Below are 23,268 nucleotides of genomic sequence, written 5' to 3'. Positions count from 1 at the left end.
TAGTTAGTTTTATCATTTTAGGATTTCCTAAGAGCTTTAACTATTTATCAGACAGCTTTTTTCTACGCTTATAAATATAATAATATGCTACACCCATGGTTATTGGGTGTTAGCATTAATAAGTAACAAGCGAGCAAAATATGTTTTCGCACCAGCAAATTATCAATTATCAATTATCAATTATCAATTACCATACTAAACAGATGAATGATAACTTTAATTTAATTAATATTTTCGCTCCTTTGGTGTAAACATAGTGATTGTGACTGGACGGTATTGAATATCAATACCTGTTGATGAATAATAAGCCATTGTATGTTTAAGAAAGTTGACATCATCCCTTTGAGAAAAGTCCTCTCGGAAATGAGCGCCACGACTTTCTTGACGATTTAAGGCCGACGCTAAAATGGTTTGTCCTACTACCATTAAACTGTGTAGTTCTAAGGCTTCAACTAATTCTGTATTCCAGCTTTTTCCCTTGTCATCTAAGTATATTTGTGAATATTGCTGTTGTAATTCAGCTATTTTTTCCAAACCCTGACCCATTAATTCTGCGGTGCGAAAAACGCCGCAATATTCAGTCATATTATCTTGAAAAGATTGACGAATTTGATTAATTCGATATTGTCCAGGTTGTGCTATTAAAGCTTGAATTTTTTCCTGGGATTCCCTGATGTACCGTGCTTCATCTACTGATGGTAATTGACGATTTTGGACATAATTAGCGATCGCTGCTCCGGTTCTTTTGCCATAAACTACACATTCTAATAAAGAGTTACTACCGAGACGATTAGCACCGTGAACAGAGACACAAGCTGTCTCACCTGCGGCAAAAAAGCCTTCAACAAAACCATCAGCACTATGACGGACTTGACCATCAGTATTAACAGGAATACCACCCATACAATAGTGAATCGTGGGACGTACCGGCATAGGTTGAGTTACAGCGTCCACACCAACCAAACGATGGGCCTCCTCCCAGCAGAAAGGAACACGACTCATAATTTTTTCCTTACCCAGATGGCGTAAATCCAGGTAGACAAAAGCACCACCGGGACTACCATCAGTATTTACACCACGACCAGCACGGATTTCATAAGCGATCGCCCGTGAGGTAATATCACGAGGGGCTAATTCCATGCGACTGGGGGCGTAATTAGCCATAAACCGATCCCCTTGAGCGTTAATTAAATAAGCTCCTTCACCCCTTACAGCCTCGGAAATCAACACCCCCACCGGATACAACCCAGTGGGATGAAACTGAACAAATTCCATATCTTGTAGAGGTAAACCAGCGATCGCCGTCATTGCCAAACCGTCGCCAGTGGAGGCATAATCATTAGAGGTCGTATTATAAACGCGACCATAGCCCCCTGTAGCGAACATCACAGCCTTTGCTCGTAGTACCTGAACATCTCCATCCACAAGATGAAACATAACCACACCCTTAGCCTGGCCGTCCTCCAAAATCAGACGCATTACATACCATTCTTCATAAATTTGGACACCATAACGGCGTAAATTATTTACCAATTCATGTAAAATCGCGTGACCGGTTTTATCAGCAGCATAACAAGTACGGTGATGAGAATGGCCACCAAAAGCCCGTTGAGCAATGCGACCGTCAGGTAAACGAGAGAACAACACCCCTAGATGTTCTAAATCAATCACCACATCTGGTGCTTCTTGGGTTAAAATTGCCACTGCATCTTGATCCGCTAAATAATCAGAACCCTTAACAGTGTCAAAAGCGTGAGCTTCCCAGGAATCTTGATCATCAACATTTTTCAAAGATGCGGCCATACCGCCCTGAGCAGCCACAGAATGAGAGCGAATGGGGTGAGTCTTAGCAACTACCGCCACCTTTAAATTAGGGTCAATGCGGGCGATTTCCACCGCAGCCCGACATCCAGCCAAACCACCACCAACAATAATTACATCATGTTCTAGCATTGTCAATCACCGATGATAAAAGATGATAAAAGATGATAAAAAATTCCCCGTCCTTGATTAGGACTTACGCAATTGTCACAAAAAGTTATTATCAAAAGTTATCATCGTTTGTTTGTATTCAGGTCTAAAGATAGAACTAAATTCCTGACTACGATTTTATCTATTATGCCAGTTGCGTAAGCCCTGCTAAAGACAGGGTAATAGGGTTTTGTAGTCAAATCAGGTCAAATCATTGGTTTATGTTGATTCAGTCTTTGTTTCCGGCTCTACAGCATTCAATTCAATATTATTTAATAGAGTTGTCACAAAGGCAAAAAGTAAAAAAGGCAGAGACAGGAGAACCACAAGACCCACCGTAGCCAAAGCGTAAACAGGTCGTTTCGCGCCCATTAATGCTAACGCAGATGCTAAACTAATGGTAATGGTAATTAACCAAATAATAATTTGGCCATATATATCACCAAAGGTCAAGGTACAAGCAAACCGATAGTTTTGAAGATTATTTTTGTTCATTTTATAAATTGGCCTTAATTCTCTTCTATAGCTACTACCTTAAAGCTATGTTTGCCAGGTGAGCAATTTCTCAATATTTTTCCAAGGTTTGTAATATTACTTTACAAATATCAACAACTGGAGTAAAAACCAAAACCCACAAGTCTGATTTTTGTGTTTTTTTCATAGCGCCAACGTTCAAAACCCTGACTGCATAATTGGTTGAAAGGATTTCGTCACCCCCTCAGGGGCTATCAATTCTTAAAAATGTAAATTTTTGTAAGGGGTAAGCTTTGATCTGAAGAATGATGTTATATTTTCTTGTATTATATTTCACGGTAATAAATCTGCTCATGGGATATAACTGAGTTTAGTTTTTACCAATTAAAGCTTTGAAACTTTTAAAAAAAATTTAATAATAAATAATATGGTAAATAAATATGGTAAATATTATTTTTGAGTCAAGAAGTATCTAGGTTTTCTTTAATAGAAAATCACCTAAGATTTTAATTATGACACTTTAGGCAAAAGGAGTTAAAGCGATGTTAAAAGATTTAGATGAAACCTTAAAATTACTATTAAGTAATAATTTAAAAAATGATGTGATAGACCAACGTGGTTATAAAATTAGTTTTGAGCCACCTAGTCAGGATCTTGAAAACGAAGGAACTATTATCAACCTTTTTTTATATGATATACGAGAAAATGTTGAACTGCGTAGTTCTGTCAGAAGTTGGGATATGTCAATGAAAGCAGAAGGAGTTTCAAAAAGAGTTTTTGCTTCAACTAGGGTTGATTGTTCTTATTTAATTACTGTTTGGACTAATAGACCTCAATCTAATCGTGACGATAGTAATCAAGTTCCTTTTCTCTATGAACATCAAATACTTGGAGAAATTATGCAAATTTTGGTGAGATCTCGTTATATTCCATCTACAATTTTGCAGGGAACACTAAAAAAACAAGAGTTGCCCGTACCTATTATCTCACTACGATCTGGACAAGTTCAAAATCTAGGTGAATTTTGGCAAGCAATAGGAGGAAAACCCAAGGCTTCCATTCATTGTACTGTAACAATTCCCGTCCCTTATGTTGTTGATGATGAACAAGAAGAAGTGCCATTAATAAAAACAAGCAAGGTCACCTTAGAGAGTTCTAGTGTCCAGAGAAATCAGCAGAAAAACTCATCTGGTTAATTTTAGCCGTCTTGAGTTTGTCGGAGATTATTGTCTAGGATGTTCAATCACAAGAAAATCGCAAAAAAGGCACGGAAGCCAGTTGGCTTTAGACAGTGGAGGAAGTGCCAACGGCGAATTTATTCGCTGTGATAATTAACCGTGATGCGGATCTTCGATATATCTTTTGATAACATCTGACAAGTGAATCATACCTCAGCTATACTTTTTAAATCAATAAACATTGAAGTCGAACAATTTACGGATGTCAACAAGTTCTCGTTAAATCTGATATTAATCAAACAGCAATTTTAGAATACGTTTGTACACAAGCTAAAAGGTTGATAAATTGCGGTGTTTACTATTCCAGACAGATGTATTTTCAAACTGGTTGTATTCCTAGTAGAGCAGATTTGCACAAGCAACTAGGAACTTATCAGAAAAACATTCATTACCAGGCATTGTATTCTGATACTTCCCAGCAAATATTGGCCAGTGTATCTGAATCTTTTAAGTCGTACATTGGGTTAGTTAAAACTGCAAAGAAAGGTGAAGTTTCCCAGAAACCAAAATTACCTAATTCCTGTAAAAGCGTGATGACCGTGGCTACTTTTACTGGCAGGTCATTAAAGTTAATTGATGGGATGATTAGATTTCCTTTGGGAACAAAAGTTAAAGCATGGTTTAACATGGATTGTTTTTATTTGCCCATACCATCTAATCTTGACTTTAAATCAATCAGAGAAGTACGTATTCTGCCTAGAAATAGACAATTTTATGCGGAGTCTATCAAGTAAATGAAGTAAGGTCTGATGTTGACAAGAAAAATGTTTTAGGGATTGACCATGGGCTAAACAACTGGTTAACCTGTGTTTCTAATCTAGGAACATCATTTATTGTTGATGGAATTCATTTAAAAAGTTTAAATCAGTGGTACAACAAATCAGTAGCTAAACTTAAAAGCGATAAACCGCAGGGATTTTGGACTAATAGATTAACTGCTATTACCGAAAAAAGAAACCGACAAATGCGTAATGCAGTGAATAAAGCCGCAAGGATAGTCGTTAACCACTGCATTGACAACAAAATTGGTACTATTGTTTTTGGATGGAATAAAGGACAGAAAGATGGTATTGACTTAGGTGCTAAAAATAATCAGAAGTTTGTCCAAATTCCCACAGCAAAATTAAAAGACCGTATTGCTCAACTATGTAAACAATACGGAATAGATTTTATGGAAACAGAAGAATCATATACTTCCCAATCATCGTTTCTCGGCGGTGATAATATGCCTAAATTCGGTGAAAAACCCCTGGGGTGGAAAGCGACTGGGAAACGAGTTAGTCGTGGGGTGTATAAAACTTCTGATGGATTCAAAATTAATGCAGATGCTAATGGTGCTGCTAATATCTTGAGAAAAGTAATGGTGATGCTAGGAATTGATCTTAGCGGAATCCATAGAGGCTGTTTAAGTCAGCCTAAGAAAGTTCGTTTGTGGACTCTTCAGAAATCCCCGGTTTAGAAAACCGGGGAAGCTTAATCTTGGATTTGTATGATAGCCCATATCAGAAGTGTTGAATGTTAAGATTTCGAGGATATTACTTAAGTAGTGTATTGTCGTTGATGATACTAAAATTGAGGATTTAATGACGCTATTCTGATTAAATCAGGGATTTTACCCGGATAAAACCCAAAGATTGTAAAATTTTGTTGCAGGATTTAACACTTTCTCCCAAAAATATTTTACAGTTTTCTAAACTACACTACTCAGGAGTTTAAGCCATGCCGACTTATTTATCGCCGGGTGTCTATGTTGAAGAGGTGTCTTCTGGTTCTGCACCGATTGCGGGAGCAGGAACGAGTGTTGCTGGATTTATCGGTATTTTTCAACGTAAGTCCCCTGCTGGATATTACATCAACAAAATTAGTCAGGAAAAAGTAGGCGTTGGGGATGGTAACAAGAAGATTTTTTCGCTGAAAAATTACCCAGTAGCGACGGACAAAGAAAGTGTTACTTTGCCTGAATCAATACCCAAAAACAGTGAATTTAAATTAAACAATGTAACAAATGACAAAATTTCCAACATTGAATTTACATCGGCTCCCCCTGACAAGTCCGAAATTATAATTGATTACTGGACTTCAGTTTCATCAGGTGAAATCAAATTAATTACTAATTTCACTGAATTTAAACAATTTTTTGGGGATTTTACCAAGGACAATCCAGAGCAGAATATTTTTGCCCATGCGGTTTATGGTTTCTTTCGCAATGGCGGAACTCGGGCCTATGTCACCTGGGTATCCGATACCAAGGATGTAGATGGGGTTTTGAATGATTTTGAAGCCATTGATGAAATCAGTATTGTTGTCGCTCCCGGACAAACTGATGCCAAGATTATTGGCCAAATTAAAGACCATGCCGCTAGGATGGGCGATCGCATTGCCATCCTTGATTGTAAGACTGATATTAATTTAGGCAGTGAAACCAAGCCAACAGTGCCTGAATTTACTTCTGACTATGCGGCGTTCTATTTTCCCTGGATACAGGTTTACGACCCTGCCACAAAGACCAACATTTTTGTTCCGCCCAGTGGACATATTGCGGGGGTTTATGCCAGGGTTGATGGAGAAAGAGGTGTTCACAAAGCCCCAGCTAATGTGCCTCTTTTAGGTGCTTTGGATTTGCAATTTAACATCAGTAAAGCCAAGCAAGATAGGCTTAATCCTAAGGGTATCAATGTTATTCGTAAACTCAATGGCAATATCCTGGTTTGGGGGGCGCGTACCCTCGGCGGTGACGCAAATTTAGAGTTTAAATATATTAATGTTCGTCGTCATTTTTGTTATTTGAAAGACTCCATTGATAAAGGGACGCAATGGGTTGTTTTTGAACCCAATACCCCTGAACTTTGGGCAAAAATCCGTCGTAATATTTCTGCTTTCTTGACTTTAGAATGGCGCAAAGGAGCTTTATTTGGAACAACTCCCCAGGAAGCTTTCTATGTCAAATGCGATGCAGAGAATAATCCTCCTGCTCTACGGGATCTCGGTCAAGTGGTGATAGAAATCGGGGTTGCGGCGGTTAAACCTGCTGAATTTGTGATCTTTCGTTTGAGTCAGTGGTCTGGCACTAAAGAATAAAATGCAACAACTCCAATCTAAAATTCCTGGCGTTTATTTAACGGAAATTAGTCCTGCTCCTGAAGCCCAATTACTCACGGGAGTTCCTATTTTTTTCGGTGTTGCTGGTGATCAGGAGAAAGTTTATTTTCCTCAACGACTAACTCTGTTGGGTCAGTTTGAACAATTTTTGAGTCCTAAGAAAGATGGGTATTTAGGGGATGCGGTTCGAGGCTTTTTTGAAAATGGCGGTCGTCTTTGCTATGTTATGCCTTTGCCCGATAATACCCTAGATGCTTTGAAAAGGGGATTAGAAGCGAGTGAAATTGTCGAAAACATTGATTTAGTCTGCGCTCCCGACATCGTGAAGGGTGATACTCAGGATATTTTAGAAATGCAACGGGAAATTCTATCCCATTGTGAAAAAATGGGCGATCGCTTTGCTATTCTAGATGCTGTTGATAGTGCTGAGGTTCAAGCCATAAACAGGCAAAAACAAGGATTAATTAGCAATCATGGGGCATTGTACGCGCCTTGGCTCAAGATTGAAAATCGAGAAAATCCCATTCCTCCCTGTGGCCATATTGCGGGAATTTATGCCCAATCTGACCGAACGGGTGGAGTTCACACAGCCCCAGCCAACCAAGTCATTGAAGGCATTCTTGATCTCAGTTTTTCCCTCACACCAGAGCAGCAAATCCAACTCAATCAAGCAAAAGAAGCGGGGGTTAATATCATTCGTAGTTTGCGGGGACGGGGACTAAGGGTTTGGGGGGTTCGTACCCTGAGTGATTTGCCTGAATGGAAATATGTCAATGTCTGTCGTCTTTTTTTGACGTTTAAACGTTGGATTGAATTCAACTTAGGGGATACTGTATTTGAACCCAATGATTTTTCCCTGTGGTTACGCATACAGCGAGAATTGACCATTTACTGTGAATCTCTTTGGCAACAAGGAGCCTTACAGGGAGAAACTACCGAGCAAGCATTTTATGTAAAATGTGATGCAATCACCAATCCACCCGAAAGTCGGGAAATGGGAAAAGCGATCGCACAAATCGGTTTAGCTCCTACCATTCCAGGAGAATTTATTCAACTTCTTTTGGTACAAACGGGAAATAGTATTGCCCTAGTTTAGGTTGCTAAATTAGCAAAATAATTTTGCATAAAATCATCAACCAAGATAGCGACTAAAATTTATTAAACAATACGGAGATCTAATCATGCCTAACGTTGTTAATGCCCATGACCCCTATAGTGGCTATAATTTCTGGGTGGAATGGGATGGCATTATCCATGCTGGTTTTCGGGAATGTAGCGGATTAACGGCTACCCGCGCAGCGGGAACCTATCGAGAAGGTACGGACAAAACTTTAACCCAACGCCAAATTCCAGGCCTCAATAGTTACGGCAACATTTCTCTCAAACGCGGCATTACCGATAACCAAGAACTCTGGAAATGGCATAAAACTTTACAGGACGGCACAGCAGAGCGACGCAACGTCTCCATCATTTTAGCTGATAATCAGGGACAAGAAAAAATACGTTGGAACTTAGAAAATTGTTGGCCAACCACCTGGAACGCCCCCGATTTTAATGCCACTTCCGATGAAGTCGCAATCGAAACCTTGGAATTAGTTCACGAAGGCATTACTGTCAGTTAATCAGCCTTAAATAATTGATAATTATCTATGCTACAAACCGAATTTTCCTTTATTCTTCCCCAGGGGTATCTGGATGCTCATGGAAATCTCCACCGTGAGGGAACCATGCGTCTCTCCACAGCCCAGGATGAAATTGCCCCTCTACGAGATCCCAGAGTGCAAAAAAATCCAGGCTATTTGATCATTATTCTCTTAGCGCGGGTAATTACCAAACTGGGAGCATTAGAGCAAATTAATACCAAGGTGATCGAAGAATTATTTTCGGGAGATTTGATTTATTTGCAGGATTTTTATCAACGAATTAATCAAAATGGTCATAGTCGTTTATTGGTTGCCTGTCCCCATTGCCAAGGGGAATTTGAAGTGGAGACCGTTCCTCTGGGGGAGTAAGTCGCTACCCCCCAGAGCGTTTACTGGAGGAGGTAGCCTATCTTGCCTACTATTTTCATTGGACCCATGACCAAGTGATGATGATGGAACACCGCGATCGCCAACAATGGGTTGCCCAGGTCGCACGAATCAACGAACAACTCAACAATTCTTAAATTCAAGGAGCGTGCAGTGAATCCCCTATTTACAAAACTTAATGATGCTTTAAAGAAAGGATCGAATCGTTCTTTAAAAGAACACGATCCTTATAAAAGTTACAACTTTAAAGTGGAAATCGGAGGAGTGATCGAGGGTGGATTTACGGAGATAACAGGCTTAAGCAGTGAAATAAAGCTTGAATCCTATGAGGAAGGAGGAGTGAATGGTTTTGTTCATCAATTTCCTAAAAATACAACCTATCCCAATCTCGTTTTTACACGAGGATTAGTCAGTAATGATCTGTTTTTTACGTGGTACAAAGCGACCAGTAAAGGCATTATTGAGCAAAAAAATGGCACGATTCTTTTATTAAATAGTCAACGGATTCCCGTTTTGTCGTGGACTTTTAAAAATGCCTATCCCGTTAAATGGGAAGGGCCAACGTTCAATGCTAGTAGTGACGAAATTGCGATCGAACGGATCGAACTCGTTCATCAAGGGATTACTAAGGAAAGATAGGTATTTTCATGGAAAATTCTTCATTAAACTGGCAAGATTCATTAAATCCTCAGTTGTTGCAGCGGTTAGTTCTTTTAGGTCAGCAACCTGGCATTATTAAGCAGGATATTGGCCAAAAAATTATTGATCGTTGCGATCGCTTTTTGAATCGTTTACCCCTATTAAGTCAATATCTACAGCGTTGGCAAGGGCTTAATGAAATGTCTGTAGACTCTGTACCAATTGTTTATGCTTTACCTGCTTTGAGAGAGTCAGAAAATAATCAAACTTTGACAGTAAATCAGGCTAATAATTTAGTATCAAATACCGAGAAAACAATACAAGCAAAAACAGAATCTTCTCAAACACCCTCAGCAGCGAGTAATTATTTGACAGAAAACAGAGAACCTAATATTGCCAATCCTATAGTAATTCAAGCATCAACGGTGAATGAAATTGCTCCTGCGATAGAAATGCCTTTATCAATTAATTCTACCCCTGTAACACCCGGACAACAATCAGAAAATAATCAAACTTTGACAGTCAATCAGACTAACAATTTAGCATCAAATACCGAGAAAACCATACAAGCAAAAACAGCATCTTCTCAAACACCCTCAGCAGCGAGTAATTATTTGACAGAAAACAGAGAACCTAATACTGCCAATCCTATAGTAATTCAAGCATCAACAGGGAATGAAATTGCTCCCGCGATAGAAATGCCGCTAGTGACTAATTCAGAATCCTTAGAGGCGATCGCAAGTTCATCTACTATGATTACTGGAAAATTTAAATCAGAAACTTCTGATTCTATTAACAAAAAAAACAGTATTTCTTTAAGCCAACATCAAACTGTTCATCCATTAGCGATCATAGATAATTCTTTATCGTCAAATCAGACATATTCCTTGATCAATAATGGTTTTAAAAGGGAAGATCCATTAGCGATTACCAAAATTATTGATAGAAATTCTAATTTTTCGGAGAGAAAATATCTAATTGTTAATCCATTATTACCAGAAAATTCTTCTAAGTTATTATCTGAAAATAAGTCTATTCAAGAGCGTCCTTTAAGTCTGCCTATATCATCAACCAATTCCTCCCTAATTAATTATTCTGAGAATAGAAAGCAAAGATTTAATCGCTCTTTAGAAGAACCTATCACTGAAGAATTTTTAATAGATTCGATGATCTTAGAGCAAAGAAAAATTAAATTACCTGTGGTTAAAATTTCTCATCAGTACCCTTCAGAAAATATACAAAAGCAACTGCCCATGCCACCATTTAATTCGTCAAAAATGCCTACAATTAACGTAAAAACTAGGGTTGATAGCCCAGAGATCGCGGCTCCCTTACCCCTGGCTTCTAGAATTCCATCATTGCCCAGTTCTACTAACTTTGATATTCACAGGCAATCGCCACAACAGAGTCCAGAAGTTCCTAAAGTTTTTGCGGTATCATCTCCTCCCACAGAAACCAGAATTTCTCCCATGCAAACCACTCCACCAAAAGTTAATCTAGAGGCGATCGCCGATCAAGTTGAGCGGAAAATCATGCGACGTTTAGTAATCGAAAGTGAACGCAGAGGACAAAAACGATGAGTTTAGAAAAATTAAAAATTTATGCCGAGAAAAGCAAAGGGCAAAAACCTGGTCAATTTCCTTTGCTGATCAAAGTTCCCTTTAACCCGAATCAGATTACTGTTACTAAATCAGGAGGTGGAGTTGAATTTCATAAATACAAAAGAACTTATAACTTTTTTGAAGATCCTGCAACTCTAAGTATTAATTTATTTTTTGATACTACCTTTGAGATAAAACCCAATAAAAATGTTCAAAATTATACGAGACTCATTTACAATTTGGCACAGGTTAATCTCAACTTAAAACGTCCTCCGCGATGCCGATTAGTATGGGGGACAATATCAGGAAAGGACAGTGTTTTATTACCCGATGGTTTTTTAATAAGTGTCACTAAAACCCTAACCCACTTTCTTGAAGATGGAACCCCTGTTCGTGCTACCTTAGATTGTACGTTTAAAGAGTGGCAAGAACCAGGGATAAAAGCCAAAATTGGCAACCCGATTGATGATCCCGTGAGGATTGTAAAAGAGGGAGAAAGTCTCAGTAGTATTGCCACAGAAGAATATGGTGATCCCTCTCTATGGCGAATTATTGCCGCAGAAAATCGCTTGATTAATCCTCGAATTTTAAATCCAGGAATGGTGCTAACAATTCCCCCTTTACGAATTAATAATCTTCAAAGTTCATAAAATTAAGATCAGCTATGCCAAGTAATGCCGACCTATTGAACCCAAATAAAAAAATCTTAATTAACGGTAGTTCTCTATCCCCTGAAGTAGATGCCGATTTGATTTCAGTATCTATTTCCGAAGATATGGAAGTACCGAGTATGTTTGAATTAAAAATTGCCAGTTGGGATTTAGTCAAACAAAAAGTAACCTGGGCAGATAATAATTTATTTGAAATTGGTAATGCAGTAGAAATTCAAATGGGATATGCAAAGGATCTCAAAACAATTATTACGGGAGAAATTACTGCTTTAGAACCAGAATTTAGTCAAGAATCAGTACCCGTATTGGGAGTGAGAGGCCATGATTTACGCCATCGTTTATTACGTGGTAATCAGACAAAATCTTTTCTCAAAGTAAAAGATAGTGAAATTGCTAGCCAAATTGCTAGATCCAGAGGATTGAATGCCAAAGTTACTGATAGTAAGGTAAAATTAGAATACGTCTTACAACATAATCAAACTGACTGGGATTTTTTAAAAACTCGCGCCGAGCGCATTGGTTATGAGGTGGTTGTTGACAAAAAAGACTTGTATTTTCGTCCCCATAAAAATTCTGCGGGTAAGGTCTTAACACTTACTTATAAGGAGGATTTAGTTGAATTTTTTCCTCGCTTAAGTAGTCTAAATCAAGTTTCTGAGGTAGAAGTTAGAGGTTGGAATCCTCAAGACAAAGAAGTTGTGGTGAGTAAGGCGGGGGTGGGCAAAGAAAACAGTAAAATGGGAGGAGATAAAACAGGATCTCAGATGATCCGCACCTTTGGAAAATCTAGTAACACAATTGTCGATCAACCGATGTCAACAAAAGCAGAAGCCGACGAAATGGCCTTAGGACAATTTCGAGATATTTCGATCGCCTATGTGATAGCGGAGGGAAGTAGTTTGGGGAATCCCGATTTACGAATCGGCAAAGTGATCGAAGTTAAAGGTATCGGTAAGCGATTTAGCGGTCTTTACTACGTGACGACCACAGAACACAAATTTTCACCCGATCAAGGGTATCAAACTCTATTTACAGCTAGGAGGACTGCGACATGATGGGAATGGACTTATTAATGGCAAAGGAACAAAATCATAAATTTTATGGTGTGACTATTGCGATCGTCACCAATAATCAAGATCCTAAAAAAATGGGTCGAGTTAAGGTTAAGTTCCCTTGGTTATCAGAAAATGATGAAAGTGATTGGTCTAGGGTCCTTAGTCCAATGGCAGGGAAAGATCGGGGTTTATTTTTGTTGCCCGAAGTTGACGACGAAGTTTTAGTGGCTTTCGAGCATGGTGATATGAATTTTCCCTACATTCTTGGTTCATTATGGAATGGTAAAGATACGCCACCTGAAGTGAATGAAGATGGAAAAAATAATAAAAGAATGATTAAGTCGCGCAGTGGTCACACTATTATCCTAGATGACACTGAGGGAGAAGAGAAAATTATTATTCAAGATAAAACAGGGAAGAATCAAATTATTATTGATTCCAAAGAAAATACGATGAATATCAAGGTGGAAAAAGATTTAACCATAGAAACAGGCGGAAAAATTATCTTAAAAAGTAGTGATAATGATGTGGCGATAGAATGTAAGAACTTATCAATTAAAACCCAGGAAAATTATCAATTGGAAACGGGAAAAGATTGTACTATAAAAGCTAAATCTAAGTACGCACTGGAAGCGTCCTCCGGCTTAGGTATTAAGTGTTCAGCAGGTGTAAAAATTAATAATAATTCCCTGGAGGTGATGTAATGGATATTGATTTTTTAGGAGTGGGTTGGACAAGCCCGGTGAAGATTGATGAAAAAGGTCAAATTAAAACCCAAAAATATGAGGATTCAGTTCGTCAATCTATGATCATGATTCTCCGTACAGCTAAGGGAGAACGGGTAATGCGTCCTAATTTTGGTTGCGGTATCTATGAAAGGGTATTTTCTCCCAATAATCTCGGAACCATCGGTCAAATCGTCAGCGATGTGAGAGAGGCCTTAATTGAGTGGGAACCTCGTATTGATGTTTTAGATGTTGATACCATTCCTGATGCGAGTCAACCTCATGTTATTTTGATCCAAATAAACTATCAGGTTCGCACTACTAACAATATTTTTAATTTAGTTTATCCATTTTACTTAGATCAATAACAACTATTTCTCTATTCTAAACCTACTACGGAGGATTAAATATGACTTCTTTACCGCCTAAAATTGACCAACGTACCTATGAAGAGATTGTCCAACAAACAGAAGCCTTTGTTCAAGAGTTTACTTCGAGTCTTGAACAGGGATGGAAAGCCCCTCCCCTAGGGCAAATGGATGTGGGTCGAGCTTTAATTCGCATTTTTGGTCGTATGGTAACAAAAATTAGCGATCGCCTCAATCAAGTCCCTGAGAAAAATTTTCTGGCCTTTCTCGATTTAATTGGCGGACAATTACAGCCGCCCCAACCCGCAAAAGTTCCCTTAACTTTTTATTTAGCCGAAGCCAGTCCAGTGGGGGCATTTGTTCCTGCCTATACCCAAATTTCTGCACCTCCCCTGGAAGGCAATGATGAGGAAATTATTTTTGAAACTGAGCAGGAACTTATTGTTACCACTGCTCAATTAAAAGCGGTATTTGTACGAGAACCCAATCAAGATAAATATGGTGACTATACCTTATTTGTCACAGGAAAAGAAGATCAATCCTTTCTGGTTTTTTCAGGCGATCGCCCGATTCAGCATTCTCTTTATATAACTTGTCATGAAATATTTAATTTGCCTGAATTATCTAATTTAAGCCTGACTATAGAAACAAATAATCCCCAAAGTATGGCGGATTTAAATTTATCTTTAGATTGGTCTTATTGGAATGGTCTAGAGTGGCAAAATCTTTCTCGTCCTAACTCAAGGATTAAAGACAGCCAGTGTATCTTAAATTTTGCTGATATTACACTTCCTTCTGTCTCTGAAATTAATGGAAAATCAGGAAAATGGCTACAAGCCAAATTAAAATTAAATTCTTTACCCAATAATTTGCCCATTATTAATCAAATTCAAGGTAGCACACAGATTAATCAAGTAAATCTCATGCCTGAAGTTTGTTTATATAATGATACCCCCTTAGATCAGAGTAAGAATTTTTATCCCTTTGGAGAAGAACCCAAATTAAATGATACTTTTTATATTGCCTTACATGATAGGTTTGTTAAACCTGGCGCAAATATCACATTGACTTTTGAGTTAAGCTATACCTCCAATCTAGCCTCTGCTGATATAACTATTACCTGGGAAATACAAGAACAGGGAGAATGGAAAAAAATTGAAACGAAAGAAAGTGAAAATCAATTGTGGATGAATTCATCACCTCAGTTGATTAAAAATAGTCCAATAACTACGACATTAAAGTTTCCCCAGCAAATTCCTTCACCCAGTACAGTTAATGGAGAAACTCGTTACTGGATTCGCGCTAGAATTACCCAAGGACTTTATGGACAAGCTTCCACTATTAGAAAATATGCCATCTATAATGAGGTGGCTATCGTTGATAGTGTCACTAATGATAATAAAACGATTTCTATCGTAGGTACAGCATCAGATTTTTTCAAAGCTGGTGATATGATCCGATTAGTCTGGTTAGAAAATAATAGTGAAAAAAGAGAAGAATATAAAATTCAAAGTCTTAGTAATAACCAATTAACCTTAGAAACATTAGTTACTAATCCCCAAGCCAAAGTAAAAGGAACAAAAATTTTCTTAAGATATGTCATCTCTGAAACCGTTCCTCCGAATTATGACCCACCGATCATCCAATCTCTTAAGTTAACCTATAACTTTAATTTTAATGAAAAGGCGATTTATTTTGCCTATAATGATCTTCATTATTCCCATCCGAAAAAGTTTGATATAAAATTAACGGATAAAATAGATCAGGGTAGTCAGAGAGTCAGTATTAATCAAGTTGAAGGTTTGGCAGTTGGAGAATTTTTAACATTCCCCTCTCAGCCTAATCCAGAAATTCATCAAATCGAGTATATCAATCCTCAAACTAAGCAACTTATTTTAGCGGCAAGTCTCAGTCAAACATACTTAAAAGATACCCGTATTGATTGTCATTTTCGACCATTTATCCCCACTATTGATAAAAATCCTAGTTTATATTTAGGGTTTGATAAACCTTTTGGCAATCAAACAGTTACTCTTTATGCTCAGGTAAATCCTCCATCTCCTGAAGAATTATCTCAAGCAATTTCTCGAAGTAATCCTCAATTAATTTGGGAATATTTTAGCCTTCTGGGTTGGCAAACTTTGGGAGTCAATGATCAAACAAAAGCATTTTCTCACAGAGGCTTAATTCAATTTATTGCTCCTAGCGATTTCACCAAATCAATGATATTTAATCAGGACTTATACTGGTTAAGAGTCCGTTGGCAAGGGGGAAATTTTTCGATTCAGCCTCGTTTAAATAAAATTTTGACCAATACAACCTGGGCAGTTCAGGCAACTACGATCCAAGCAGAAATATTAGGTTCAAGTAATTACGAAGCTCACCAAACTTTTACTGCCGGTTATTCACCGATTTTAATCGGAGAAAAATTAGAAATTCGAGAAAATGAAATTCCTGAACAATTTGATTCGGATAAATTGACAGTGATTCGAGATAATTTAGGAGAGATTGAAGAAATTTGGGTAACATGGCAAGAAGTTCCCGATTTTTATAGTTCAACGGAGAGCGATCGCCATTATTTATTAGATCGTCAGACAGGAAAAATTAGCTTTGGTGATGGACAATCAGGGATGATTCCTCCCAGGGGTCGTAATAATATTCGTCTTTCTTTTTATCGTACTGGCGGTGGTGAACAGGGAAATCTCGTTTCCCAATCAGTCAATCAACTTAAAACCACTGTTCCCTATATTGATCGAGTTGTCAATTTAGAAGCGGCGGCTGGGGGGGCCAATCAAGAAAAGCTCGAACGCCTCAAAGAAAGAGTTCCGCAAAAATTACGGCACAGAAATCGCGCAGTCACCCTTCAAGATATAGAAGATTTAGCCTATGAAGCCTCTACGGATGTGAAGAGAGTTAAATTAATTACACCAGATTTAATGACTCCAGAATTTAGTGCATTAAATGGAGGTTTGTGGTTAGATCCGACCAAGAAAGACATAACACTTAATGATTATATCAACAGTAAAAGGACACAAATTACCAACCCCGATGAATTTAAAAAAATGCTATTATCAATTAATCAGGATTCGGGAAAAGTTAAATTAATAGTCTTACCTAATAGCAAAGAACGTCAACCCAATCCTAGTTTAGCTTTATTAGAAAAAGTCGAAGGCTATATCCAATCGCGTTGTGAGGCGATGTTAGATCTAACTGTCACCGTTCCCCAATGGCAAGAAATCATTGTAACTGCCACCATTACACCCACGACTTACCAAGGATTAGATCGGCTCAGAGAGACGATTAATCGGCATTTAGAAGCCTTTTTACATCCCCTGACGGGCGGAAGTGGAGACGGTTGGCGATTTGGACGCTATCCCCAAAAGTCTGATTTTTACGCACTCATTCAGTCCATTTCTGGGGTTGATCATGTGGATTTATTGGAGATTAATCCCGACCCCGAATCACCAGAACTAGCGGCCGACTCATTAATATTTTCGGGGCATCATATTATTCATTTGCAATCGTCTGGAGGAAATTAAATTATGAATTTACCCTTACCTAATCTAGATGATCAGAGCTATGATGATTTGGTGCAAGAGGCGATCGCGCTTATTCCCTTAGAATATCCTGAATGGACTGACCATAATCCAACAGATACGGGAATTATTCTAATTGAATTGTTTGCTTGGTTAACAGAAATGACCCTTTATCAAATTAATCAAATTCCCGATCAAAATTATGCTAGTTTTGTGAGTTTATTAAAGGGAGAACAATGGACTTTACCGAACAAATCTACTGAAGAAAAACAGAAACAACTCCAGCTAGAAATTAGAAAAACCTTATTAGAATTAAGAAACACCTATCGGGCTGTCACGGAAGAAGATTACGAGAAACTCATTCTTGAAGAGTGGAAAAATTCACAGGATTTTACCAAAGCAGAATCTATCGCTAGGGTTAATTGTTTACCTCTGAGGAATCAAAATCAAACTAACGCCAAAGGTCATATTACCCTAGTTGTTGTTAAAGATGATGATCATATCACCAGCACAGAAACTGCTGCCTATCCAAATCTCTTTAAATTTCTCGATCAGCGAAGGTTATTAACCACCCGTATTCATCTAGTTAATCCCAAATATATATCAGTTAATCTGGAAACAACATTAGTGATTGAAGATGGCATCAAGCCAGAAGATGTTAAAGAAAATGCTCAGGAAGCGTTAAAATATTATTTTCATCCTTGGCAATCAGGAAAATATTGGCAGGGCAAGGGCTATCCCTTTGGTCGCAATGTTTATATATCAGAATTGTATCAACTGTTGGATAATTTATCTGGGGTAGATTATGTAAAAAAATTAATTATTCACCCAGAAGAAAAAACTCAAATAGTTAACTCAGAAAAAAAATCTGAAACGGTCGTCACTGAAATTAGGGAAATTAGGTTAGATGATGACCAATTGATCAATTTGCAAACTGCAACAATTACAATCGAGGTGAAAATCGGCAATGAATCCAGAGAAGTCTAACTTAGTCAGTAGCTATCTGCAATATTTACCTGCCATTCTTGAGGAAGATCCCTTTATGGGTAGGTTTTTATTGGCTTTTGAAAAGATTCTTTCGGGAGTGAAGGATTTACCCAGTTATGAAAAAATCATTCAAGGAAATAGCAAAAATGTCCCTGGATTAGAAGAGATTATTAATCGGATTGAGACTTATTTTCATCCCCAAGAAACGCCAGAGCAGTTTTTGCCTTGGTTAGCGGGTTGGGTGGCCTTAAGTTTACGAGATGACTGGGAACCTAGCACTAAGCGAGCATTTATCACGGAAATCGTGAAACTATATCGGATAAGAGGGACAAAAGAAGGCTTGGCTTCGGTTTTAAAGCTCTATCTAGTCAATTCAGGTTTTGGCGATAAGGTTGAAATTTTTGACCAATTTGATAATTTCCCGAATTATTTTCAGGTTCAATTAACGTTAAATGACCGCGATCCTGAAAAGTATTGGCGACAGTCTAGGATTGCAAAAGCTATTATCGATCAAGAAAAACCAGCCCATACCTTTTATTCGCTGAAAATTCTTGTGCCGACAATGCAGTTGACCCGGCGATCGCAGGTTAACTATCCCTTTAAATTATTTAATGACCTTCAAACCCAAGATTTTACATTAGAAGTTGCGATTATTCCTCAGCAAACCGCGCCAGAGAAAATTATTAATTTGTCTAGGCAGTTAGTTGTGAAAATTCAAGGAAATACAACTGAAATTACTCCTTATTCTCCCTTAATTGTTACAGATAATCAGGCTTTTTACGTTAAACAAAAAATAACCTATCAACAATTTTTAGATAATTTAGCAGGTTTTAATGTGATATTGTCTAATCAAACTGATAATCTTTTTGTAGGAGGTTTAAAAATAACGCTTTTTATGGATCTTAATGGTAATCAGAAAGAGACTATCTTATTAGAACAATCATTGAATTTATTACCCGTTCTCAAACTTTGTAGTCAAGATAAATCAGGTAATATTATTGGAGGTAATACCATTCTTAAACAAGCCCAATCTCCTGATTTTTCTGGGATGCAGATTACCAAGTCTCTCTGGACAAATCCCTATAATTTCACTTTATTTGACTCTCCCATAATTCAAATTTTTGAATTAGAGGCTACGGTACAAATTAATCAACCTCCAGCAATCACAGAAAATATCATCAACCAAATTGATCTTCGTTTTCAAGATGAAAATTCCAACTATCATTTATTAACGCCGGAAACAGTTGTTCAAGGCAATAAAATGACCATTAGATATCTCCGGAAATCAGGTTTTGGACTAGACAGGTTAAGGGTTTTAGATTCTTTTTCGGAGATGTCTATTAAACGCCAGCTTAGTTACCCACAGCTTCTCGATATTTCAGATAAGTTAAAGTTGACCGTTAAAAATCTTAACAATGTTGAGACTAGCGGAAAAGTTCGTGTTAGTGTTAAAATGAATATTAATCTAGTTCCAGCAGTTTTTACCTTGTTTGAAGAAGATTTAAACCTAGCTGCTGTTCCTCCTAAAGATATCTTAAAAATTTGTTATCAAGATCAGGATGGAAAAATCATTAACACAGATAAACAAGGCACTGTTTTTACCATTTTAGGAACTCAGTAACTTTAACCATTAATTAAATTATTCTGACAATTCATTTTTAAGGAGTCAAGCCATGCCTAAATCAAAAACCGATTTTACCAACTTTGTTGATGCCCGCCCTAACTATTTCCCTGGTCAATTTTTATTAGAAGATGATTTTGAGGTTGAACAAAAATATCTAATTGACCGCCAAAAATATCATCGGCAAAGTCTTCATGTTTCAGGCCTTGTTGAAGGATTGGAAGTAGAGGTGATCAAGGATAAGCAAGAAGTCCAAATAAAATCTGGATCTGGTATTAATAGCAATGGAGATTTAATTATCCTGAAAAAGGATACTTCTTTTTCTAAGTTTGCTCCCCTGACGAATGGAGAGTTATATATTAGTTATAAAGAAGAAAAACAGGTTAAACAACAAGAAGACTTCACTCGCTGGCAAGAAGTCCCAACCATTGGTTTTGCGGCTACAACTCCCAATGATGGTGTGAAGTTAGCTAAAATTTCTATTGTTAATAATGTTCTGACGTTAGATTTAACTGTTCGTGATTATTCAGGAATCTTTTTGCCTAATGCAACTGGCAATGATTTAACTCTGCGATCAGGAGGAAATGCTAATCCTAACGTAGCGATTTTAAATGGTAGTTTAACGGTAACGGGAACAATTACAGGTAATATTGATGCGACAAATATTAATTCTGGAGTATTAGCTGTTGAGCGTATTCCTAATTTGTCAGCAGATAAAATTACTTCTGGAACTATTTCAGGAAATTTAACAGTTACAAATGTCTTGAAAATTGGTCAGGATGCTACTGGGGGAACGCGTGATTGGATGACGCGAGGCATAAGTATTCTTTCGGATAGTGATAATCTTTTTATTGGTTTAAAAGATGAAGGATCAAACCGAGAAGATGCTGTTATTGCTTGGGGAGATGATCCACAAGATGATTTGCGATTTATTCATGTACTGTCTGGAGGGGCTGCAAACGGTACAGAAATTATGAGACTTAAACCAAGTGGCAATGTCGGCATTGGTACAGTAACCCCATCAGAAAAACTAGAAGTTAGTGGCAATTTAAAAGTTACTGGCAGTCTGACAGCAGGTAACAAAATAACTGTACCAGGAAATCAAAAAATTGAATTTTCAGATACAGATATTACCAATAACCTGAAGCTTCAGCTATGGACTGGCTATGGTTTAGGCATAAATGGCGGGACATTATTTTACGCGGCTAATGGAAAACACTCTTGGCGAGATAATAACGGTAATAATGAAAGAATGGCACTAACGACAGGAGCGGATGGTTCTTTAACTGTAAACGGGACAGGAACGTCCTCTTTTGCTGGCAATTTAAAAGTAAATAATGTATTTTTAGGTGATCTTGGTCATGGATCTGGATGGGCTGGTTTTTCGCACAGCAGTCAGGCAGGTCTAAACAGCTATGCCTTGTTACAAAATAGTACAGGTACTTATACGCTGATCAATAAGAAAGCTGGTGATGGATACATTGGTTTTCGGGTTGATAATAATGATAGGATGGTTATTAATAGTAATGGCAATGTCGGGATTGGCACAACAACTCCATCCGAAAAATTAGAAGTTAGTGGTAATTTAAGGGTTACTGGTACGATTACAGGTAATATTAATGCGTCAAATATTAATGCTGGGGTGCTAGATATTGCTCGCATTCCGACATTAGATATCACTCGCATGATCATCATTACAGGAATGATTGTCATGTGGTCTGGAGATGAAATCAGTATTCCAGGGGGGTGGGCTTTGTGTGATGGGCAAGCAGGCAGACCTGATTTACGGGGACGATTTATTTTGGGTAGTGGTCAGGGTAATGGACTAACAAATCGCACAAAAGGGATGACTGGTGGGGTAGAACGTCATACTTTGACAGTGGCAGAAATGCCCGCTCACAATCATGGCATAACAGATCCAGGGCACTCCCATAGATGGACAGCTAGTAGACAACTTCCGGGAACTGATGACGGAAACTATAGCAGCGAACTGTCAAAAGGCGACAGTGGTACTGGTGAGACCATGAGTAAAGACACTACTTCAGTAACAACTGGGATATCAATTCAAAATAATGGATCCGGTCAATCCCATGAAAATATGCCACCGTTTTATGTGTTGGCTTTCATTATTAAACTACCGTAATTTTCGAGTAAAAGCCTGATCTAAATTATGGCAAAAATTAGTAGTTAAAATGGCAATTCCTTCATACTATTCCATTTTTTGTAATAAATAACTCGAGACCTATTGCTATTGAATTTTATGAAAACTGTCACTGTCAACAATCAATTATTTATGGATAAAGAACAATTTATAAATCGCTCTGGCCTTCTACTAAGAAATATTCATAAAGAAGGCATTACTTTATCAAACCAGAACAATTAGAATTATAGAAACCAATGGCTGATTTTATCTTGATCACAGGGGATAAAGTCATGTTTAACCCCGCCTTTGGACAAGCAATTGTTACAGTCCGCCCAGGGGACTTAATCGGCACAGGCAAAGGTAAAATTAACGGTAAACTGATTTGTGTTGATGGCGACGAAAAAACAGTAATCGTCCCTGGTTGCCCCTACATGACCCCCCAATATAGTATTCCTGGTGTGGGCATTCTTTCTATTCAATCTCTGGGGGGCAACCAAAAAGCAACGAAAACCAAATCAGGCGGTAAACCCGTCCTCCTCAAAGGAGCCACTTTTACCGCTAAATTCCAGGTCGCTGTTCCTGCCCAACAACCCACACCAGCCGGACCAATCCCCGATGCTACCCCCCAATATTCAGGGACGGGTACATTTATGACCACCAACCTCAAAGTTAAAGCAACCTAACACCATGAAAAAACAACTCGAAAAACGCCTAACCGAACTCAAAAGCGAATTTGAAGCGGGTCAAAAAATGATGACAGAACTAGAAAGTAAACAGTCCAATCTGCGGGATACATTACTGCGAATTAGTGGAGCAATTCAAATCCTAGAAGAAGAAATTAACAGAGTTAATGAAACCTTAGAACCCGTTCAAGAAACTCCCGTAGAAATTATTAACTAAAATTGTTTATTTTGACGATGAAAATAGGGCAGTTTGTCATTAGATCTCTTACAGAAAAAGGACATAATATATTACAGCAGTTACCGGTATTCTGAAGTACAGATATTAATGATAAAACTCTTGTGGTGCGGGCATACTTCGACCAATCTCAGTACAAGTCTTGCCCGCATAAAGTGTACCTCACTCAATCTGAAATTGCTGTATATCCTA

21 protein-coding genes and 1 pseudogene are annotated in these 23,268 nt (G+C 37.9%); 20 read left to right on the top strand and 2 right to left on the bottom strand.

Going from position 1 to position 23,268, the window contains the following annotated elements; genetic code table 11:
• Positions 1-225: 225 nt before the first annotated feature.
• Together H6F62_RS07610 and H6F62_RS07605 are read right to left on the bottom strand one after the other, a co-directional pair.
• Positions 226-1,953: a succinate dehydrogenase/fumarate reductase flavoprotein subunit gene (locus H6F62_RS07610; RefSeq protein WP_137906574.1), complete on the bottom strand. Its 1,728-nt coding sequence runs from the start codon at positions 1,951-1,953 to the stop codon at positions 226-228.
• A 237-nt stretch (positions 1,954-2,190) separates the two neighbouring features.
• On the bottom strand, positions 2,191-2,466 hold the full coding sequence (locus tag H6F62_RS07605; protein WP_137906575.1) for a hypothetical protein: 276 nt from the start codon (positions 2,464-2,466) through the stop codon (positions 2,191-2,193).
• A 521-nt stretch (positions 2,467-2,987) separates the two neighbouring features.
• Between H6F62_RS07605 and H6F62_RS07600 the strand changes: the two genes are divergently transcribed.
• From H6F62_RS07600 to H6F62_RS07515, 20 genes and pseudogenes are all read left to right on the top strand, one after another.
• Entirely contained in the window at positions 2,988-3,641 is a 654-nt protein-coding gene (locus H6F62_RS07600; RefSeq protein WP_137906576.1) for a DUF4255 domain-containing protein, read from the top strand.
• Between the two features lie 353 nt (positions 3,642-3,994).
• Positions 3,995-4,417, top strand: a complete 423-nt coding sequence (locus H6F62_RS21330) for a hypothetical protein (RefSeq protein ID WP_228036401.1) — start codon at positions 3,995-3,997, stop codon at positions 4,415-4,417.
• Complete coding sequence (locus H6F62_RS21325) at positions 4,393-5,142, top strand: transposase (RefSeq protein ID WP_347238701.1); 750 nt, start codon at positions 4,393-4,395, stop codon at positions 5,140-5,142. Before H6F62_RS21330 ends, H6F62_RS21325 begins: the two co-directional genes overlap by 25 nt.
• 260 nt (positions 5,143-5,402) lie before the next feature.
• Positions 5,403-6,761: a phage tail sheath subtilisin-like domain-containing protein gene (locus H6F62_RS07590; protein WP_190371725.1), complete on the top strand. Its 1,359-nt coding sequence runs from the start codon at positions 5,403-5,405 to the stop codon at positions 6,759-6,761.
• 1 nt (position 6,762) lies between these two features.
• A complete protein-coding gene (locus H6F62_RS07585) occupies positions 6,763-7,878 on the top strand; it encodes a phage tail sheath subtilisin-like domain-containing protein (RefSeq protein WP_190371724.1) in 1,116 nt (371 codons plus the stop codon).
• 85 nt (positions 7,879-7,963) lie between these two features.
• Entirely contained in the window at positions 7,964-8,404 is a 441-nt protein-coding gene (locus H6F62_RS07580) for a phage tail protein (protein WP_137906579.1), read from the top strand.
• Between the two features lie 27 nt (positions 8,405-8,431).
• Positions 8,432-8,794: a phage tail assembly protein gene (locus H6F62_RS07575; protein ID WP_137906580.1), complete on the top strand. Its 363-nt coding sequence runs from the start codon at positions 8,432-8,434 to the stop codon at positions 8,792-8,794.
• Positions 8,795-8,811: 17 nt separating this feature from the next.
• A pseudogene (locus tag H6F62_RS21320) lies at positions 8,812-8,949 on the top strand (DUF6760 family protein); the annotation flags it as partial.
• 16 nt (positions 8,950-8,965) lie between these two features.
• Positions 8,966-9,451, top strand: coding sequence for a phage tail protein (locus H6F62_RS07570; RefSeq protein ID WP_137906581.1), 486 nt, complete (start codon positions 8,966-8,968; stop codon positions 9,449-9,451).
• A gap of 8 nt (positions 9,452-9,459) precedes the next feature.
• The gene (locus H6F62_RS07565; protein ID WP_190371723.1) at positions 9,460-11,031 is read left to right on the top strand and encodes a hypothetical protein; all 1,572 of its coding nucleotides are present in this window, start codon (positions 9,460-9,462) and stop codon (positions 11,029-11,031) included.
• The gene (locus H6F62_RS07560; protein WP_190371722.1) at positions 11,028-11,702 is read left to right on the top strand and encodes a LysM peptidoglycan-binding domain-containing protein; all 675 of its coding nucleotides are present in this window, start codon (positions 11,028-11,030) and stop codon (positions 11,700-11,702) included. Before H6F62_RS07565 ends, H6F62_RS07560 begins: the two co-directional genes overlap by 4 nt.
• A gap of 14 nt (positions 11,703-11,716) precedes the next feature.
• Complete coding sequence (locus H6F62_RS07555) at positions 11,717-12,778, top strand: phage late control D family protein (protein ID WP_190371721.1); 1,062 nt, start codon at positions 11,717-11,719, stop codon at positions 12,776-12,778.
• Complete coding sequence (locus tag H6F62_RS07550; RefSeq protein WP_190371720.1) at positions 12,775-13,482, top strand: phage baseplate assembly protein V; 708 nt, start codon at positions 12,775-12,777, stop codon at positions 13,480-13,482. The genes H6F62_RS07555 and H6F62_RS07550 overlap by 4 nt, the downstream gene beginning before the upstream one ends.
• A complete protein-coding gene (locus H6F62_RS07545) occupies positions 13,482-13,871 on the top strand; it encodes a GPW/gp25 family protein (protein WP_137906586.1) in 390 nt (129 codons plus the stop codon). Before H6F62_RS07550 ends, H6F62_RS07545 begins: the two co-directional genes overlap by 1 nt.
• A 41-nt stretch (positions 13,872-13,912) precedes the next feature.
• Positions 13,913-17,410: a baseplate J/gp47 family protein gene (locus H6F62_RS07540; protein ID WP_190371719.1), complete on the top strand. Its 3,498-nt coding sequence runs from the start codon at positions 13,913-13,915 to the stop codon at positions 17,408-17,410.
• 3 nt (positions 17,411-17,413) lie between these two features.
• The gene (locus tag H6F62_RS07535) at positions 17,414-18,394 is read left to right on the top strand and encodes a baseplate J/gp47 family protein (RefSeq protein WP_190371718.1); all 981 of its coding nucleotides are present in this window, start codon (positions 17,414-17,416) and stop codon (positions 18,392-18,394) included.
• Positions 18,375-20,015, top strand: a complete 1,641-nt coding sequence (locus tag H6F62_RS07530; RefSeq protein ID WP_190371717.1) for a phage tail protein — start codon at positions 18,375-18,377, stop codon at positions 20,013-20,015. Before H6F62_RS07535 ends, H6F62_RS07530 begins: the two co-directional genes overlap by 20 nt.
• A 52-nt stretch (positions 20,016-20,067) precedes the next feature.
• On the top strand, positions 20,068-22,158 hold the full coding sequence (locus tag H6F62_RS07525) for a hypothetical protein (protein ID WP_190371716.1): 2,091 nt from the start codon (positions 20,068-20,070) through the stop codon (positions 22,156-22,158).
• A 254-nt stretch (positions 22,159-22,412) separates the two neighbouring features.
• Positions 22,413-22,841 carry a hypothetical protein gene (locus H6F62_RS07520; protein ID WP_190371715.1) on the top strand — a complete coding sequence of 143 codons (429 nt, stop codon included), beginning with the start codon at positions 22,413-22,415 and terminating at the stop codon, positions 22,839-22,841.
• Positions 22,842-22,845: 4 nt separating this feature from the next.
• Positions 22,846-23,058 (top strand): hypothetical protein, encoded by a 213-nt coding sequence (locus tag H6F62_RS07515; protein WP_190371714.1) that lies wholly within the window; start codon positions 22,846-22,848, stop codon positions 23,056-23,058.
• Positions 23,059-23,268 lie beyond the last annotated feature (210 nt).

Source organism: Anabaena sp. FACHB-1391 (assembly GCF_014696755.1).
GTDB classification, from domain to species: domain Bacteria; phylum Cyanobacteriota; class Cyanobacteriia; order Cyanobacteriales; family Nostocaceae; genus Dolichospermum; species Dolichospermum planctonicum.
This window is presented reverse-complemented; position numbering and strand designations above follow the sequence as displayed.